The following is a 16569-nucleotide window of genomic DNA, read 5'->3' on the forward strand; positions in this document are numbered from 1 at the left end:
GACCACGCCGTCGACCCTCGGCCCGTGCCGCACTCCGCCGATCAGGTGGACCACGCGCGGGCCGAGGCCGCGGTGCGGGAGCTGCTGATCGCGGTGGGGGAGGACCCCGACCGCCCCGGGCTCCGGGAGACCCCGGCCCGGGTCGCCCGGGCCTACGCCGAGACCTTCGCCGGGTTGCACCAGGACCCGGCGGAGGTGCTGTCGACGACCTTCGACGAGGACCACGACGAGCTCGTGCTGGTCAAGGACATCGCGCTGTACTCGACCTGCGAGCACCACCTGGTGCCCTTCCACGGGGTCGCGCACATCGGCTACATCCCGGGCGAGGACGGCCGGGTGACCGGCCTGAGCAAGCTGGCCCGGCTGGTCGAGGTGTACGCCCGCCGCCCCCAGGTGCAGGAGCGGATGACCAAGCAGATCGCCGACGCGATGATGTCGGCCCTGCACCCCCGCGGCGTGATCGTGGTCGTGGAGGCCGAGCACCTGTGCATGGCGATGCGCGGGGTCCGCAAGCCCGGCACCCGCACGATGACCTCGGCGGTGCGCGGCATCTTCAAGGAGAACGCCTCCACCCGGTCCGAGGCGATGGGCCTGGTGCTCGCGAGGTGAGCCTGCCCGTCACCGACCGCTGTCAGGTGATGGGCGTCCTGAACGTCACGCCCGACTCCTTCTCCGACGGCGGCTGCTTCGCCGACACGCCCAGCGCGGTCGCCCACGGGCTGGCCATGCACGTTGCGGGTGCCGACTGGGTCGACGTGGGCGGGGAGTCCACCCGCCCCGGTGCCGACCGGGTGGAGGCAGCCGAGGAGTGCGCCCGGGTCGTGCCCGTGGTGCGGGAGCTGGCCGCGGCCGGCATCCGGGTCAGCATCGACACCACGCGGGCCGAGGTGGCCGCCGCCGCCCTGGACGCCGGTGCGCAGCTGGTCAACGACGTCAGCGGCGGGCTGGCCGACGCCGGGATGGCGCCGCTGGTCGCCGAGCGTGGCGTGCCCTGGGTGCTCATGCACTGGCGCGGCCACAGCCGGGAGATGTACGCCGCGGCCCGCTACGGCGACGTCGTCACCGAGGTCTGCGCCGAGCTCACCGCCCGGGTCGAGGACGTCGTGGCCGCCGGTGTCGACCCGTCCCAGCTGGTGCTGGACCCCGGGCTCGGCTTCGCCAAGAACGCCGAGCACAACTGGTCCCTGCTGGCCGGGCTGGACCGGCTGGTCGGCATCGGACTGCCCCTGCTGGTCGGGGCCTCCCGCAAGAGCTTCCTGGGCCGGTTGCTGGCCGACGAGGACGGTGTCGTCCGGCCGGCCGAGCAGCGGGACGCCGCCAGCCTGGCCACCACGGTGCTCGCCGCCCAGGCCGGTGCCTGGGGGGTGCGGGTGCACGACGCGGGACCGTCGGTGGACGCCGTCCGTACCGTGGCCGCGGTCCGCGCCGCCCGACCGAGGAGCTCCCGTGCCTGACCAGATCGCCGTCCGTGGCCTGACCGCGCACGCGAACCACGGCGTCTACGCCGTGGAGCGCGAGCAGGGCCAGACGTTCACCGTCGACGCCGTGCTGGACGTGGACACCGCCCCGGCGGCCGCCGGTGACGACCTGGACAAGACGGTGAACTACGCCGAGCTGGCCCAGCAGCTGCACGCGGTGCTCACCGGTGAGCCGGTCGACCTGCTGGAGACCCTGGCGCAGCGGCTGGCCGACGTCTGCCTGGCGAACGCCCTGGTCGACGCGGTCGAGATCACCGTGCACAAGCCCGAGGCGGACCTGGGCGTGCCCTTCGACGACGTCACCGTGCGCATCCGCAGGACGCGATGACCCGCGCCGTCCTGTCCCTCGGTGCCAACCTGGGCGACCGGGCCGGCACGCTGCGCACCGCCCTGCGGGCGCTCACCGGCGAGGGGCTGGTGGCCCGGTCGGTGCTCTACGAGACCCCGCCGTGGGGCCCGGTCGAGCAACCGCCGTTCCTCAACGCCGCCGCCGTCGTCCGCGGGGAGCGGAACGCCGCCGGCTGGCTGGCGCTGTGCCACGAGCTCGAGGACGCCGCCGGGCGCACCCGGGGGGTCCGCTTCGGCCCCCGCACGCTGGACGTCGACGTCATCACGGTCACCGGGGACGACGGCACCCCCGTGCTGTCCGAGGACCCCGAGCTGACGCTGCCGCACCCCCGGGCGCACCAACGGGCCTTCGTGCTGGTCCCGTGGCTGGCCCTGGACCCCCGGGCCGAGCTGCCGGGCCACGGGCGGGTCTCCGACGTGCTGGCCGGGCTGCCCACCGAGGACGTCGAGGGCGTCGTCCGCTGGGAGCAGCTGGCGTGAAGCCGGTTTCCCGGCGCGACCTCGCCGTGGTGGCCGTGGGGGCCGCCGTCATCGGCTGGCTGGTCGTGGGCACGTTCTACGGCGACCTGCCGGCGCTGCGCTGGTGGCAGCCGCTGCCGATCGGCCTGCTCGCCGCCGCCGAGGGCCTCGGGGCCCGCACGCTGCGGGCCCGCCTCGCCGCCGAGCGCGACCGCCGTCCGGCCCCCGGCCGCTCCGGCGCCGCCGCGGCACGCCCGGTCGAGCCGATGCTGGTCGCCCGGCTGGCCGTCCTCGCCCAGGCCAGCGCCTGGGCGGGCGCGGCCTTCACCGGCCTGTGGGCCGGCGCCCTGGTCCACGCCCTCACCGAGGTCGGCCGCCTCGCCGCCGCCCCCTCGGACGCACTCGCCGCGGGTGTGGGCGTCGCCATGTCCACGGCCCTGGTCGCCGCAGCCCTCTTCCTGGAACACACCTGCAAGGTCCCCGAGGGCCCGGAGGAGTCGGCCTAGCTGCTGCTCCTGGATCAGCTCCGACGACGGACGTGCGTCCTCATCCACCGACGTCGGTGGACGAGGACGCACAGTGGTCGTCCCACCTGATCGACGAGGGGGTCAGACGGCTCCGGCGGTCTCGGGGACCTGGCCCTCCACGCTCCGCCGCAGGGCGCGGTGCAGGGACTCGGGGGTGAGGACGCCGAGGAAGCGGCCGCCGTCCAGCACGGCCACCCAGCCGGCCTCCATCCGCAGCATGATGGCGAAGGCGTTCTTGAGCGTGGAGTCGACCGGGACCCAGGCCTCCATCCGCCGGCTGGCGTCGTAGACGCTGCCCTCGCCGGCGGCGCGGTCGGTGGAGATCCAGCCGTGCAGGTCCTCCCGGTCGTCGAGGACGACGGCCCAGCGGGCGCCGGCCCGCTCGAGCACCTCGCGGACCTGCGCCCGGCTGTCGTCGACGTGCACGACGGGCGGGTGCTCGAGGTCCTCGACGGCGATGCCGGTGACGGCCAGCCGCTTGAGCGCGCGGTCCGAGCCCACGAAGTCGGCCACGAACGGGCTGGCCGGACGGCCCAGCAGCTCGGCGGGGGTGGCGTACTGCTCGACCTTGCCGCCCTCGCTCATCACCGCGATCCGGTCACCGAGGCGCACGGCCTCCTCGATGTCGTGGGTGACGAAGACGATCGTCTTGCGGACGGTCTCCTGGAGGCGGAGGAACTCACCCTGCAGGCGCTCGCGCACGACCGGGTCCACGGCGGAGAACGGCTCGTCCATCAGCAGCACCGAGGGGTCGGCGGCCAGGGCGCGGGCGACGCCGGCGCGCTGACGCTGGCCACCGGAGAGCTGGTGGGGGTAGCGGTCACCGAAGGTGGCGGGGTCCAGGCCGACGGTGGTGAGCAGCTCCTCGACGCGGTCGCGGGTGCGCTTCTTGTCCCAGCCCAGGAGCTTGGGGACGGTGCCGACGTTGGTCCGGATGGACTGGTGCGGGAAGAGCCCGACGTTCTGGATGACGTAGCCGATCCGGCGTCGCAGCTGGACCGGGTCGACCCGGGTCACGTCGTCGTCACCGACCAGGATCCGGCCCGTGCTGGGCTCGATGATCCGGTTGATCATCTTCATCGTGGTGGTCTTCCCGCAGCCCGAGGGGCCGACCAGCACGGTCAGCTCACCGGCGGCGAAGTCCAGGTCGAGCTCCTGCACGCCGACCGTGCCGTCGGCGTAGACCTTGCTGACCCCCTCGAGGCGGATGTGCTCGGCGCCCCCCTGACCTGCGTCAGCGGTGGTGGGTGCGGTGGAGGTGGCAGTAGCGTCCACGCGGTGGCCTTCCTGGTGAGCACTCGGTGAGCGCAGCGAGCGAGATGACGGTGCTCGCGGTGGACGCGGCGCCGAACCCCTGGTTCAGCCCCTCGTGGGTGGTCGACAACTGGGGCACCATCATGCCGTTGTTGGCCCAGCACGTCAGGTTGACCGTCGTCTCGGTGCTGATCGGGGCGGTGATCGCGTTCCCGCTGGCCCTGCTCGCCCGGCGCAGCCGGTACCTCACCGGGCCCGTCCTCGGCGTCTCGACGCTGGTCTACACGATCCCGTCGCTGGCCATGTTCGCCTTCCTGGCGCCCTTCACCGGGCTGTCGGAGACGACGGTCGCGGTCGGCCTGGTGCTCTACTCGCTGGTCATCCTGGTGCGGAACTTCCTGGCCGGGCTGCAGGCGGTGCCCGCCGACGCCGTCGAGGCGGCGCGGGGCATGGGCTACGGCCCGGGCCGGCTGCTGCTGAAGGTGGAGATCCCGCTGGCGCTGCCCTCGATCATGGCCGGGCTCCGGATCGCCACGGTCTCCACCGTGGCGCTGGTGACCGTCGGGGTCGTCGTGGGCCAGGGCGGGCTGGGCCAGATCATCATCGTCAACGGCTTCAGCGCGAACTACTACCGGCCGCCGATCGTCTTCGGCACCCTGGCCTGCGTCGTGCTGGCCCTCATCGCCGACCAGCTGCTGGCCCTGCTTGAGCGGGTGCTCACGCCCTGGACCCGCACACCCACCCGGGCGGTCACCTCGTCCACCGGGACGCCCGCCCAGACCGTGGAGGCCGCCGCGTGAGCGTCGTCGGGGACGCGTTCCTCTACCTCAACGACCCGGTCAACTGGACCCGCCCGCGCGGCATCCTCGACCTGGCCGGCCAGCACCTGCAGATCGCCGGGCTCTCGCTGGGGATCGCCCTGGTCGTCGCCGTCCCGCTGGCGGTCGTCCTCGGGCACACCGGCCGCGGCGGGGCGCTGACCGTCGGCCTGGCCAACGTGTCCCGCGCCGTCCCCACGCTGGCGATCCTGACGATCTTCGCGGTGACGCCGATCGGGTTCACGATCTGGGCGCCGGTGATCGCCCTGACGGTCTTCGCCATCCCGCCGATCCTGGCCAACACCTACGTCGGCTTCCGCGAGGTCGACCGGGACGTCGTGGAGTCCGCGCGGGCGATGGGCATGAGCGAGAAGCAGGTGGTCTTCCGCGCCGAGCTGCCGCTGGCGGTGCCGCTGATGATGACCGGCATCCGGACAGCAGCCGTGCAGGTCGTCGCCACCGCCACCCTGGCCGCCCTCCTGGGCGGCGGCACGCTCGGCTCGGTCATCCGCACCGGCTTCGCCCGGCAGGACAACGGCGTGGTGATGGCCGGGGCCCTGCTCGTGGCGCTGCTGGCCCTCATCACCGAGGTCCTGCTGGCGCTGGTCAGCTTCGCCGTCACCCCCGGTCAGAAGACCCTGCCGTTCAGCCGGGCCAGGAACCGCCGGCCGGTCGACGAGCCGGTCGACCTGCCGGCCGCCGACGACCGGGACGACCTCGTCGGAGCCGGTTCCTCCCCCCGGTAGGTCACGGGACGGCAACGGTCGATTGCACAGGTCGGTGGTGCGGCGCAGAGTCGTGCGCTGCGGGAGTCCTCCCGCCAGACACGCGTCGCCCCCGGACCGGGGGCGCGGGACACAGAAGGCGGACCCATGCGCACCAGCGCCCGCATCCTCACCACCACGTTCGCCGTCGCCACGGTGCTCGCCACCGCCGCCTGCGGTGAGTCCGGTTCGTCCGGCACCAGCGCGGGCAGCGGCGGGGAGGCCTCCGGCGACGCCTGCGCGCCGATCCCCGGCGACCAGCTCGTCGTCCTCGAGGACGACAAGGGCCTGCAGGCCGTCGACAACATCATCCCGGCGATCAACACCGCGTTCTCCGAGGCGAACCCCGGGGTGCTCGAGGTGCTCAGCTCCATCTCCACGGTGCTCACCACCGAGGACCTGGTCGCGATGAACTCCGGGGTGGACATCGAGCGGCAGTCCGCCGAGGACGTCGCCGCGGCCTACGTCAGCGACAACGACCTGGGCGCCGACGCGACCGCCGGGAGCGGTGCCGTCGTCGTCGGCGCCGCCAGCTTCACCGAGAGCCAGATCCTGGCCAACGTCTACGCCGACACCCTGAACGCCGCGGGCTACACCGCGAGCGTGCAGACCGTCGGCCAGCGCGAGACCTACCTGCCCGCGCTCGAGGCCGGGGACTTCGACGTCTTCCCCGAGTACGTCGGGACGCTCACCGAGTACCTGGACGGCAACCCCGACGAGGCGGTCGCCAGCTCCGACCTCGACGCGACCGTCGAGGTGCTGCGCCCCCTGGGTGAGGCCGTCGGCCTGACCTTCGGCGAGCCGGCCGAGGCCGCCGACGAGAACGCCTTCGCCATCACCACCACGCTGCAGGACGAGCTCGGCGGGGTCACCACCCTGTCCGAGCTGGCCGAGGCCTGCTCCGACGGGTCCCTGGTCCTCGGTGGCACGCCCGAGTGCCCGACCCGGCCCTTCTGCCAGCCCGGCCTCGAGGAGACCTACGGCTTCACCTTCGCCCAGGTGAACGACTACGACCTCGGTGCCCCCACCAACCAGGCGCTCATCCAGGGCGAGATCTCCCTGGCCCTGGCCCTGTCGACGGACCCGGTCTTCGCGCAGTAACGCGAGGACGACGACGGACGGGCACCCCCACGGGGGTGCCCGTCTGTCGTTCGGCAACGAATCGGTCACGGTGCACCCGAGGGTTTGCGCTGGTGAGGGCACACCGGGTTCTCTCAAGGGCCGCGGGACACCTCCCGCCAGACACGCGTCGTCCCCGGGACCGGGGACGCGGGACACAGAAGGCGGACCACATGCGCATGCGCGCCCGCGTACTCACTCCGTTCGCCATCGCCGCGGTGCTGGCCACCGCCGCCTGCGGCGAGTCCGGCTCCTCGGGCAACGGCTCCGGCGGCAGCGACGGCGGCCAGGCCTCCGGCAGCGCCTGCGCGCCGATCGCCGACGACAACCTCGTGGTGATGGAGGACGACAAGGAGCTCCAGGCCGTCGACAACATCATCCCGGCCCTGGAGACCACGTACTCCGAGGCCAACCCCACCGCGATCGACGCCCTGAACACCGTCTCGGAGGTGCTCACCACCGAGGACCTGGTCGGCCTGAACGCCGCCGTGGACGTCGAGCGGCAGAGCGTCACCGACGCCGCGGCCGCCTACGTCGAGGAGAACGACCTCGGCTCGGGCGTCACCGGCAGCGGCTCGGTCACCGTCGGGGCGGCCAGCTTCACCGAGAGCCAGATCCTGGCCAACGTCTACGCCGGGGCGCTGAACAACGCCGGCTTCACCGCCACCGTGCAGACCGTCGGGCAGCGCGAGGCCTACCTGCCCGCCCTGCAGGCCGGCCAGTTCCAGGTCTTCCCCGAGTACGTCGGCACGGTCGCCGAGTACCTGGACGGCAACCCCGACGAGGCCGTGGTCTCCGGTGACCTGGACTCCAGCGTCGAGGTCCTGCGCGGCCTGGGGACCCCGGCCGGGCTGACCTTCGGCGAGCCCGCCGAGGCCGAGGACAGCAACGCCTTCGCGATCACCGTCGCGCTGCAGGAGGAGCTGGGCGGCATCACCACGATGTCCGAGCTCGCCGAGGCCTGCTCGGACGGCTCGCTGATCCTGGGCGCCACCCCCGAGTGCCCGACCCGGCCCTTCTGCCAGATCGGGCTCGAGGACGTCTACGGCTTCCAGTTCGCCTCGCTGGGCGACTACGACCTGGGTGCGGCCACCAACCAGGCCCTGATCCAGGGCGAGATCTCGATGGCCCAGGTCCTCAGCACGGACCCGATCCTCGCCCAGTAGCGCGAAGGACCGGACCGCAGAGGCGGGCACCCCACACGGGGTGCCCGCCTCTGGCGTCAGCGGCCCCTCTGCAGGGGCCCGCGCCGAGCTTGCGAGGTGTGGGGGGCAGAGGGGTCCTTCTAGTACCAGCCGTTCTCGGGGAGCTGCTCGCCGACCGGGACGACGGCATCGAGCTGGTTGCCGGCCTGGGGCAGGGGGCAGGACCAGCGCGGGTCGTAGGTGCACGAGGGGTGGTAGGCGAAGTTCAGGTCGACGACGAGGTGCCCGTCGTCCCCGCCGAGGTCGGCGCCCTTGACGGTGTCGAGCAGGTAGCGCCCCCCGCCGTACGTCGTCTGGCCCGCGCTGCCGTCGCGGAAGGGCAGGAAGACGCCCCCGCCGTAGCCCCCGAGCCACCACACGTCGAGCCGGCCCAGGTCGCCCAGGGTGACCCGGCCCAGCAGGTCGAGGTCGACGACGCCGTCGTCGGCGGTGGGCAGCGACAGGTGCTGGGGCTCGACGTCGGTGTCCAGCCGGGCCCGGAAACGGAAGGCCGGGTCGTGGTCGGCGACGGGCAGCCCGGTGAAGGCGGCCCGGGCGTCGGGGCCCAGCGGGGAGTCCGGGTGGTCGGCGAACAGCGCGTCGCGGCCGGCCCGCCAGGCGGCCCACCCGGCGGCGGGGTCGGGCTCGGCCCGCACGGCGGCGTAGAGGGCGTGCACCTGTCGGCGCCAGTCGAGGAGGGTGAGGCTCACCGGGACGACTGTGGCACCGCCGGCGCGGACCGGCGCGTCCGACAGCGGGGCAGGTCACGGCCGAGGGGGGTCCGGGAGCCCGTAAGGTCACGGATGTGGCAGGTGAGCCGGACGAGACGGGACCGCGGGTCCCCGGCACGTCCCGGCCCGGCCTGAACCCCGTCGTCCGGGTCGTCGGACTGGTGCTCGGGTTCGCCCTGGCCATCGCTGCCACGCTGGCCGTCTTCCTCACCGAGGACGCGCTCTACCTCCGCCTGGCCGTCATCGCCGTCGCCTGGGCGTTCGTCATCGCCGCGTTCGCCGCCGGCCGACGGTCCACCGACCAGGCCGTCGCCGCCGGGCGGGAGGCCGAGCTGCGGCAGGCCTACGAGCTCGAGCTGGAGCGTGAGGTCGCCGCCCGCCGGGAGTTCGAGCTGACGCTGGAGAACCAGCTGCGCCGCGAGGCGCAGGAGGCCATGCGCGCCGAGCTGGACCAGATGCGCGCGGACCTCGCCTCGGTGGCCCAGTTGCGCGACCAGCTGGCCGGGCTCGGTGAGCTGCGCGCCGACATGGGCCGCTTGCGGCGGGAGCTCACCGAGCAGCTGTCCGGGGAGATGCTGGTCGAGCGGATCGTGATGCGCACCCAGTCCATCCGGATGCCGGCCGACCGCCCGCTGCTGGGCGCACCCGACGCGCGCCTGCTGGAGGGGACCCCCCTCTCCGAGCCCGTCGTCGAGCAGCCCCGCCGCGCCGTCCCGCCCCCGGTACCGGCCCCTCCCGGCCCTGCCGAGTCCACCCAGGCCCTGCCGCGGGTCGTCGAGCCGGAGCCCGAGCCCGAGCCCGAGCCCGAGCCGAGGCCGGAACCCGCACCCGGCCCCACGACCGGCTCGCACGCGGCCCTCTGGGACGCCCCGGCCGCGGTCGCGCGCACGCCCCAGGACGGTCCAGCCCCACGCCGGCACCGTCGCGCGGCCCCGGAGGAGGAGGTCGTCGCCGTCCCCCAGGAGCCCGAGCACGAACCGGACGTCTACGAGACCGCCGGCCACCAGCGGCTGACCCAGATCCTCGAGGAGTCCGGTGCGACCGCCGGTGGGGGCGGCCGCCGGCGCCGCCGCGCCGCCGAGGACGACGACGGCGACGACGTCCTCGCCCGGGTGCTCAGGGGGAAGTGACGGTCTGGAACGGCCTCGTCCCCGGGACCCGCGGCGCGCGCAGCGTGTCGTGGGGAGGGACGAGGTCCTTCTCTAGATGGGGCCCTGGCTCAGCGCGCCGCCGTCGAGCACCAGGGTCTGACCGGTCACCCAGCCCGCGCCGTCGGACAGCAGGTAGGCCGCGGCCTCGCCGATGTCCTCGGGCACACCGAGCCGGCCGACCGGGTACTGCCCGGAGACCTCGTCCTCCCGGCCGGTGAACAGCGCCTCGGCGAACTTGGTCTTGACCACGGCCGGGGCGACGGCGTTCACCCGGATCCGCTGCGGACCGAGCTCGACGGCCAGCTGGGTGGTGAGGTTGACCAGCGCCGCCTTGCTGACCCCGTAGGCGGCGATCCCGGCGCTGGACTTCAGCCCGGCGACCGAGGCCACGATGAGCACCGACCCGCCGTGCTGGCCCATCCACGCCCGGTGCGCCTCCTGGACCAGGCCCAGGGTGCCGACGACGTTGGTGTCCAGGATCTTGCGGAAGGCGTCCAGCGGGGCCTCGATCAGGGGTCCGTAGTAGGGGTTGATCCCCACGTTGCCGACCAGGCAGTCCAGGCTGCCGAACGTGTCGATCGCGGTGCGGACCGCCTCGGCGCGGTGCTCGGGGTCCCCGGCGTTGCCGGCCACCGCGACGGCGACCTCCGGGCCGCCGAGGGCCTCGACCGCCTCGGCGAGCGCCTCGGGCTTGCGGGCGGTGAGCACCACCCGGGCGCCGCGGTCGACCAGGCTGCGGGCGATGGCCAGCCCGATGCCCCGGCTGCCGCCGGTGACCAGGGCGGTGCGTCCTGCGTAGGAGTCGGACGTGCTCAGGGGGTGCTCCTCGGGGGTGCTGGCCGGCCGCGTCGCCGACGCGGCGAACCTACCGAGCCCCACGGGTGAGTCAGCACACAGCCGCCGTGCGTTGCCGAGCGGCCCCTGGGATAACACACTCGCCGACGACACGACACCTGCGTGACACACCCGGTCGCAGCAGGGGCCCGCGTCGCCGCACCACCCGATCCACCCGCGGCTCCCCGACGACGAGGAGCCGCACCCGCCGACAGTCCGGTACCCGCGAGGGACTGGAACGAGAGGTGCACCCCCGTGAACCGTGCCCGCCGCACGCCCGCAGGACCCGTCCCGCCCCCCGCCCGCCTCCGCGTGGGCATCGTCGGCGCCGGCCGGGTCGGCTCCGTCCTCGGTGCGGCCCTCGCCGCCGCCGGTCACGACGTCGTCGCCGCGTCGGGGGTGTCCACCGCCTCCGCCGAGCGCGCCGGCCGGCTGCTGCCCGGGGTCCCGCTGCTGCCCGCCGACGAGGTGGTGGCCGCCAGCGACCTCGTGGTGCTCGCCGTCCCCGACGACACCCTGCCCGGGCTGGTCGCCGGCCTGGCCGGCACCGGCGCCTGGCGTCGCGGCCAGCTGGCCTTCCACACCTCCGGCGCCCACGGCCTGGCCGTGCTGGCCCCCGCGGAGGAGCACGGCGTGCTCAGCCTGGCGCTGCACCCGGCCATGACCTTCTCCGGCGGTCCCGAGGACGTCGCCCGGCTCACCGGCACCGCGTTCGGCGTGACCAGCCGTCCCGAGCACCGTGCAGTGGCCGAGACGCTGTCGCTGGAGATGGGCGGCGAGCCCTTCTGGGTCGCCGAGGACGACCGGGCGCTCTACCACGCAGCGCTGGTCACCGGCGCGAACCACCTGGTCACGCTGGTCGCCGAGGCCGCGGACCTGCTCCGCGCCGCCGGCGTGGACAGCCCGGCCCGGGTGCTGGGCCCGCTGCTGACCGCCGCCCTGGACAACGGGCTGCGCCGCGGGGACGCCGGGCTCACCGGCCCGGTCAGCCGGGGGGACGTCGGCACGGTCGCCGGGCACCTGGCCACCCTCGCCGAGCGGGCCCCCGACGCCGTCGGCGCCTACGTGGCGATGGCCCGCCGCACCACCGAGCGGGCCGCGGCCGCCGGGCGGCTCAAGCCGCACGAGGCAGCCCCGCTCACCGAGCTGCTCGACGCCGCCGGACAGGACGTGCCGCGATGACCGCGAACACCGCGCTGCGGCTGCCCGTGGTCGCCGAGACCGTCGGCGAGCTGCGCGAGGTGCTGGCCACGCTCCCCGCCCCGGTCGTGCTGGTGCCCACCATGGGCGCCCTGCACGAGGGGCACCGCACGCTGGTGCGGGCCGCCCGCGGGCTCGGCGGCAGCGTCGTCGTCTCCGTCTTCGTCAACCCGACCCAGTTCGGGCCGGGGGAGGACTTCGACCGCTACCCCCGCACCTGGGACGCCGACCTCGCTGCCCTGGCCGAGGAGGGCGCCGACGTGGTCTTCCACCCCGGTGTCACCGACGTCTACCCCGAGCCGGCGACCGGTGTGACCGTGCAGCCCGGCCCGGCGGGTGACGTGCTGGAGGGCGCCGTCCGCCCCGGGCACTTCGCCGGGGTGCTGACCGTCGTCGCCAAGCTCTTCGGCCTGGTGCGCCCGGACGTCGCGGTCTTCGGGGAGAAGGACTGGCAGCAGCTCACCCTGGTGCGCGGCATGGCCCGCGAGCTCGCCCTCGGCGTCGAGGTCGTGGGCGTCCCCACGGTCCGTGAGGACGACGGGATGGCGCTGAGCTCCCGCAACCGGTTCCTCGACGGCGACCAGCGCACCGCGGCGGCCGCCCTGTCCGCGGCCCTGCGTGCGGGGTCCGCTGCCGGGTCCGACGGGGCCGACGCGGTGCTCGCCGCCGCGCACGCCGTGCTGGACACCGCACCCGGCCTGGTGCTCGACTACCTCGCCCTGACCGACCCCGACCTCGGCCCCGCGCCGGCGGAGGGCCCGGCCCGCCTGCTCGTCGCTGCCCGCGCCGGCAGCACCCGACTGATCGACAACACCGCCGTCCACCTGGGGGTATCCCGATGATGCGCACCATGCTCAAGTCCAAGATCCACCGGGCCACCGTGACCCAGGCCGACCTGCACTACGTGGGCTCGGTGACCGTCGACGAGGACCTGATGGACGCCGCGGACCTGCTGGCCGGCGAGCAGGTCGCCATCGTCGACGTCACCAACGGCGCCCGGCTGGAGACCTACGTGATCCCCGGCCGGCGCGGTTCGGGCGTGCTCGGCATCAACGGCGCGGCCGCGCACCTGGTGCACCCCGAGGACCTGGTGATCCTGATCAGCTACGGGCTGGTGGACGACGCCGAGGCCAAGGCGCACATCCCGACCGTCGTGCACGTCGACGGGCAGAACCGGGTGGTGGAGCTGGGCACCGACCCGGCCACCCCGCCGCCGGGGGTCGCCGGCAACGGGCTCGTGCGCGGGGACGTCGTCGAGCCCGGCCGGTGACCACCACCGCGGTCCACCCCAGCGCCACCCCGGTCGCCGGGCCCCCGCTGCCCACCGGCCTGCCCCTGCGGCTGGCCGCCCCGGTGCCGGGCTGGGAGCTGACCGCGGACGTCTGCGTCGTCGGGTCCGGCGTCGCCGGGCTGTGCGTGGCGCTGCACGCCCGGGCCGCGGGCCTGTCGGTCGCCGTCGTTACCAAGGTCGAGGTGGACGACGGGTCGACCCGGTGGGCGCAGGGCGGCATCGCCGCGGTGCTCGCCGACACCGACTCCCCGGCCGACCACGCCGCCGACACCGAGGTGGCCGGCGTGGGGCTGTGCGACCCGGCGGCCGTGGCCGCGCTGGTCACCGAGGGCCCCGACCGGCTGCGCCAGCTGATCAGCTGGGGCGCTGCCTTCGACCGCGGCCCCGACGGGCACCTGCTGCTCACCCGCGAGGGCGGTCACCACGCCGACCGGATCGTGCACGCCGGCGGCGACGCCACCGGCGCCGAGGTGCAGCGCGCGCTGCACGCCGCGGTCACCGCCGACCCCGGGATCACCCTGGTCGAGCACGCCATGGTGCTGGACCTGGTCACCGATGCCGCCGGGCGGGCCGCCGGGGTCACCCTGCACGTGTTGGGGGAGGGCAGCTCCGACGGCGTCGGCGCCGTCCGGGCGCGGGCGGTCGTGCTGGCCACCGGCGGGATGGGCCAGGTCTACGCGGCCACCACCAACCCGGCCGTGTCCACCGGCGACGGTGTCGCGCTGGGCCTGCGCGCCGGGGCGGTCGCCACCGACCTGGAGTTCGTCCAGTTCCACCCCACTGCGCTGTACCTGGGCCCGGGCGCCCGCGGTCAGCAGCCGCTGGTGTCCGAGGCGCTGCGCGGGGAGGGCGCGCTGCTGCGCGACGCCGCCGGGGAGCGGTTCATGGTCGGCGTGCACCCGCTCGCCGAGCTCGCCCCCCGCGACGTCGTCGCCAAGGCGATCACCCGGGTGCAGCTGCGCGACGGGGTGGACCACGTGTTCCTCGACGCCCGCCACGTCGAGGGCCTGGCCGACCGCTTCCCGACCATCGTGGCCCGCTGCCGGGAGGCCGGCGTCGACCCGGTCACCGAGCTGGTGCCGGTCACCCCGGCCGCGCACTACGCCTCGGGCGGCCTGGCCACCGACCTCACCGGCCGGACGACGGTGCCCGGGCTCTACGCCTGCGGCGAGGTCGCCTGCACCGGTGTGCACGGGGCCAACCGGCTGGCCTCGAACTCGCTGCTGGAGGGCCTGGTGTTCGCCGGCCGGATCGGTGCGGCGCTGGCCGTCGAGCTCCCGGTCCCCGAGGAGGTCCCGCCGCACGCCGCCCACGCCGACGGGTTGCTCGACCCGGCCGCCCGCACCGAGCTCACCGCGACGATGTCGGCCCGGGTCGGCGCGCTGCGCAGCGGAGCCGGGCTGACCGAGGCCGCCGGCGCGCTCGCCGGACTGGCCGCCCGGCTCGGGGACGCCGAGCCCGGGGTCGCCGGCTGGGAGGCCACCGACCTGCTGACCGTGGCCACCGCGTTGACCGCCGCCGCCGGCGCCCGCGAGGAGACCCGCGGCTGCCACTGGCGGGAGGACCACCCCGACGCCGAGGACGCCTGGCTGGTGCACCTGGACCTGCAGCTGGGGCACGACGGCGCCCTGCAGCTGACCCCCCGCCCGGTGGGCACCCCCGTGGCGGTGGCCTGGTGAGCGAGGTGGCCACCCCCCGTGACGCCCGGGACCTGACCGGCACCGGCCTCACCGAGGCCTGGGTGGCCGAGCTGGTCGAGCGCACCCTGGCCGAGGACCTCACCGGCGGCTCGCCGCTGCCGCACGCCCCCGACCAGGCCGTGGCCCACGACGTCACCAGCGCGGCCACCGTGCCGGCCACCCAGCGGGGCACCGCCGACCTGGTCGCCCGGGCCGACGGCGTCGTCGCCGGCCTCCCGGTCGCCGCCCGGGTGTTCGGCCGACTGTCGCCCTCGGCCACGATCACCGCCTCGGCCGCCGACGGCGACGTCGTCCGCCGCGGGGACGTGCTGCTGACGGTGTCCGGCCACGTCCGGGCGCTGCTGGCCGCCGAGCGCAGCGCGCTCAACATCGCCAGCCGGGCCAGCGGCATCGCCACCGCCACCCGCGCCTGGGTGGACGCCGTGGCCGGCACCGGTGCCGTCGTGCTGGACACCCGCAAGACGACCCCCGGGCTGCGCGCCCTGGAGAAGTACGCGGTGCGCTGCGGCGGGGGCTCCAACAAGCGGATGGGGCTCTACGACGTCGCGATGATCAAGGACAACCACGTCGCCGCGGCCGGGTCGGTGGCCGCCGCCGTGGCCGCCGTCCGCGAGCGGGCGCCACGGGTGACCGTGCAGGTGGAGGCGGACACCGTCGCGCAGGCCGTGGAGGCCGTCGAGGCGGGGGCGGACTTCCTGCTGCTGGACAACATGAGCCCGGCGGTGCTGCGCGAGGCCGTCGCCGCGGTGGCCGGGCGGGCCGAGACCGAGGCCACCGGGGGGCTCACCCTCGCCGTGGCCCGCGAGGTCGCCGAGACCGGGGTGGACTACCTGTCGGTCGGGGCCCTCACGCACAGCTCGCCCATCCTGGACCTGGCCCTCGACCTGCGGACCGGCTGATGCTGCTGGCCGTGGACGTCGGCAACAGCCACACCGTGCTCGCCGTGTTCGACGGCGACCGGGTGGCCGGCTGCTGGCGGGTGCGCACCCAGCCCCGGGCCACCGCCGACGAGCTCCAGCTGCTCTGGCGCGGGCTGCTGCGCGACACCGAGGTCACCGGGGTCGCCGCCTGCTCCACGGTGCCCCAGCTGCTGCCCACCCTCCGGCAGCTGCTCGACCGGCTCGAGGTGCCGGTCACCCTCATCGGTCCCGGCGTGCGCACCGGGGTGCCGCTGCACGTGGACAACCCCCGCGAGGTCGGCGCCGACCGGGTGGTCACCGCCCTCGCCGCGCACGAGCTGTTCGGACGACGCCCCGACGGCACCGGCCGGCCCGTGGTCGTCGTGGACTTCGGCACCTCCACCACCGTGGACGCCGTCGGCCCGACCGGTGCGTTCCTCGGCGGCGCGCTGGCCCCCGGCGTCGAGGTGTCCCTGGACGCCCTCGCCGCCCGCGCGGCCCAGCTGCGCTCGGTGGAGCTGACCGTGCCCACCCAGGCGATCGGCAAGAACACCGTGGCCGCCCTGCAGTCCGGGGTGGTGCTCGGGTTCGCCGGGCTCGTCGACGGGCTGGTCACCCGGATCGCCGCCGAGCTGATCGCCCAGTTCGGCGTCGGCCCGGTCGTGGTCGCCACCGGGGGACTGCACCCGCTGGTCGTGGACAGCTGCCGGTCCATCGGGGAGCGCGAGCCCGACCTCACCGTGCACGGCCTGCGGCTGGCCCACCAGCGGCACCAGGCCGGTGGGCGCTGAGGGAGGCACGTGAGCGGGGCC

19 protein-coding genes are annotated in these 16569 nt (G+C 75.1%); 16 read left to right on the forward strand and 3 right to left on the reverse strand.

What is annotated here, in order from left to right; genetic code table 11:
• Positions 1-24 precede the first annotated feature (24 nt).
• From folE to F1C76_13425, 5 genes are read left to right on the forward strand one after another with little or no spacing between them, the layout of a single operon-like run.
• Positions 25-609, forward strand: a complete 585-nt coding sequence (gene folE / locus F1C76_13405) for a GTP cyclohydrolase I FolE (GenBank protein QNG39231.1) — start codon at positions 25-27, stop codon at positions 607-609.
• A 29-nt stretch (positions 610-638) separates the two neighbouring features.
• Positions 639-1454: a dihydropteroate synthase gene (gene folP / locus F1C76_13410; protein QNG39232.1), complete on the forward strand. Its 816-nt coding sequence runs from the start codon at positions 639-641 to the stop codon at positions 1452-1454.
• Complete coding sequence (gene folB / locus F1C76_13415) at positions 1447-1806, forward strand: dihydroneopterin aldolase (GenBank protein QNG37448.1); 360 nt, start codon at positions 1447-1449, stop codon at positions 1804-1806. The genes folP and folB overlap by 8 nt, the downstream gene beginning before the upstream one ends.
• On the forward strand, positions 1803-2306 hold the full coding sequence (gene folK / locus F1C76_13420; protein QNG37449.1) for a 2-amino-4-hydroxy-6-hydroxymethyldihydropteridine diphosphokinase: 504 nt from the start codon (positions 1803-1805) through the stop codon (positions 2304-2306). Before folB ends, folK begins: the two co-directional genes overlap by 4 nt.
• On the forward strand, positions 2303-2791 hold the full coding sequence (locus F1C76_13425; GenBank protein QNG37450.1) for a DUF3180 domain-containing protein: 489 nt from the start codon (positions 2303-2305) through the stop codon (positions 2789-2791). Before folK ends, F1C76_13425 begins: the two co-directional genes overlap by 4 nt.
• Positions 2792-2893: 102 nt before the next feature.
• Here F1C76_13425 and F1C76_13430 read toward each other — a convergent pair whose 3' ends face one another.
• On the reverse strand, positions 2894-4087 hold the full coding sequence (locus F1C76_13430; protein ID QNG37451.1) for an ATP-binding cassette domain-containing protein: 1194 nt from the start codon (positions 4085-4087) through the stop codon (positions 2894-2896).
• 44 nt (positions 4088-4131) lie between these two features.
• Here F1C76_13430 and F1C76_13435 point away from each other — a divergent pair, with 44 nt between their 5' ends.
• The 4 genes from F1C76_13435 (at position 4132) to F1C76_13450 (ending at position 7933) form a co-directional block, all read left to right on the forward strand.
• Positions 4132-4866 carry an ABC transporter permease gene (locus F1C76_13435; protein QNG39233.1) on the forward strand — a complete coding sequence of 245 codons (735 nt, stop codon included), beginning with the start codon at positions 4132-4134 and terminating at the stop codon, positions 4864-4866.
• Positions 4863-5630: an ABC transporter permease gene (locus tag F1C76_13440; GenBank protein ID QNG37452.1), complete on the forward strand. Its 768-nt coding sequence runs from the start codon at positions 4863-4865 to the stop codon at positions 5628-5630. Before F1C76_13435 ends, F1C76_13440 begins: the two co-directional genes overlap by 4 nt.
• A 126-nt stretch (positions 5631-5756) precedes the next feature.
• Entirely contained in the window at positions 5757-6749 is a 993-nt protein-coding gene (locus tag F1C76_13445; protein ID QNG37453.1) for a glycine/betaine ABC transporter substrate-binding protein, read from the forward strand.
• Between the two features lie 191 nt (positions 6750-6940).
• Positions 6941-7933, forward strand: a complete 993-nt coding sequence (locus F1C76_13450) for a glycine/betaine ABC transporter substrate-binding protein (GenBank protein ID QNG37454.1) — start codon at positions 6941-6943, stop codon at positions 7931-7933.
• A 119-nt stretch (positions 7934-8052) separates the two neighbouring features.
• On the opposite strand, the gene F1C76_13455 is transcribed toward F1C76_13450, so the two are convergent.
• Positions 8053-8661, reverse strand: coding sequence for a DUF1684 domain-containing protein (locus F1C76_13455; protein QNG37455.1), 609 nt, complete (start codon positions 8659-8661; stop codon positions 8053-8055).
• Positions 8662-8756: 95 nt separating this feature from the next.
• Between F1C76_13455 and F1C76_13460 the strand changes: the two genes are divergently transcribed.
• Complete coding sequence (locus tag F1C76_13460) at positions 8757-9812, forward strand: hypothetical protein (protein QNG37456.1); 1056 nt, start codon at positions 8757-8759, stop codon at positions 9810-9812.
• 72 nt (positions 9813-9884) lie between these two features.
• Here the strand turns inward: F1C76_13460 and F1C76_13465 are convergent, their stop codons facing one another.
• Positions 9885-10649, reverse strand: a complete 765-nt coding sequence (locus F1C76_13465; protein QNG39234.1) for an SDR family oxidoreductase — start codon at positions 10647-10649, stop codon at positions 9885-9887.
• Positions 10650-10922: 273 nt separating this feature from the next.
• Between F1C76_13465 and F1C76_13470 the strand changes: the two genes are divergently transcribed.
• From F1C76_13470 to F1C76_13495, 6 genes are all read left to right on the forward strand, one after another.
• The gene (locus F1C76_13470; protein ID QNG37457.1) at positions 10923-11849 is read left to right on the forward strand and encodes a DUF2520 domain-containing protein; all 927 of its coding nucleotides are present in this window, start codon (positions 10923-10925) and stop codon (positions 11847-11849) included.
• Complete coding sequence (locus F1C76_13475) at positions 11846-12709, forward strand: pantoate--beta-alanine ligase (GenBank protein ID QNG37458.1); 864 nt, start codon at positions 11846-11848, stop codon at positions 12707-12709. The genes F1C76_13470 and F1C76_13475 overlap by 4 nt, the downstream gene beginning before the upstream one ends.
• Positions 12706-13137: an aspartate 1-decarboxylase gene (locus tag F1C76_13480; GenBank protein ID QNG37459.1), complete on the forward strand. Its 432-nt coding sequence runs from the start codon at positions 12706-12708 to the stop codon at positions 13135-13137. Before F1C76_13475 ends, F1C76_13480 begins: the two co-directional genes overlap by 4 nt.
• Positions 13134-14837 carry an L-aspartate oxidase gene (locus F1C76_13485; GenBank protein QNG37460.1) on the forward strand — a complete coding sequence of 568 codons (1704 nt, stop codon included), beginning with the start codon at positions 13134-13136 and terminating at the stop codon, positions 14835-14837. Before F1C76_13480 ends, F1C76_13485 begins: the two co-directional genes overlap by 4 nt.
• 62 nt (positions 14838-14899) lie before the next feature.
• Positions 14900-15757, forward strand: a complete 858-nt coding sequence (nadC, locus tag F1C76_13490; protein ID QNG39235.1) for a carboxylating nicotinate-nucleotide diphosphorylase — start codon at positions 14900-14902, stop codon at positions 15755-15757.
• Positions 15757-16548 carry a type III pantothenate kinase gene (locus F1C76_13495; GenBank protein QNG37461.1) on the forward strand — a complete coding sequence of 264 codons (792 nt, stop codon included), beginning with the start codon at positions 15757-15759 and terminating at the stop codon, positions 16546-16548. Before nadC ends, F1C76_13495 begins: the two co-directional genes overlap by 1 nt.
• Positions 16549-16569: the final 21 nt, after the last annotated feature.

The organism is Geodermatophilaceae bacterium NBWT11 (genome assembly GCA_014218215.1).
GTDB lineage: Bacteria > Actinomycetota > Actinomycetes > Mycobacteriales > Geodermatophilaceae > Klenkia.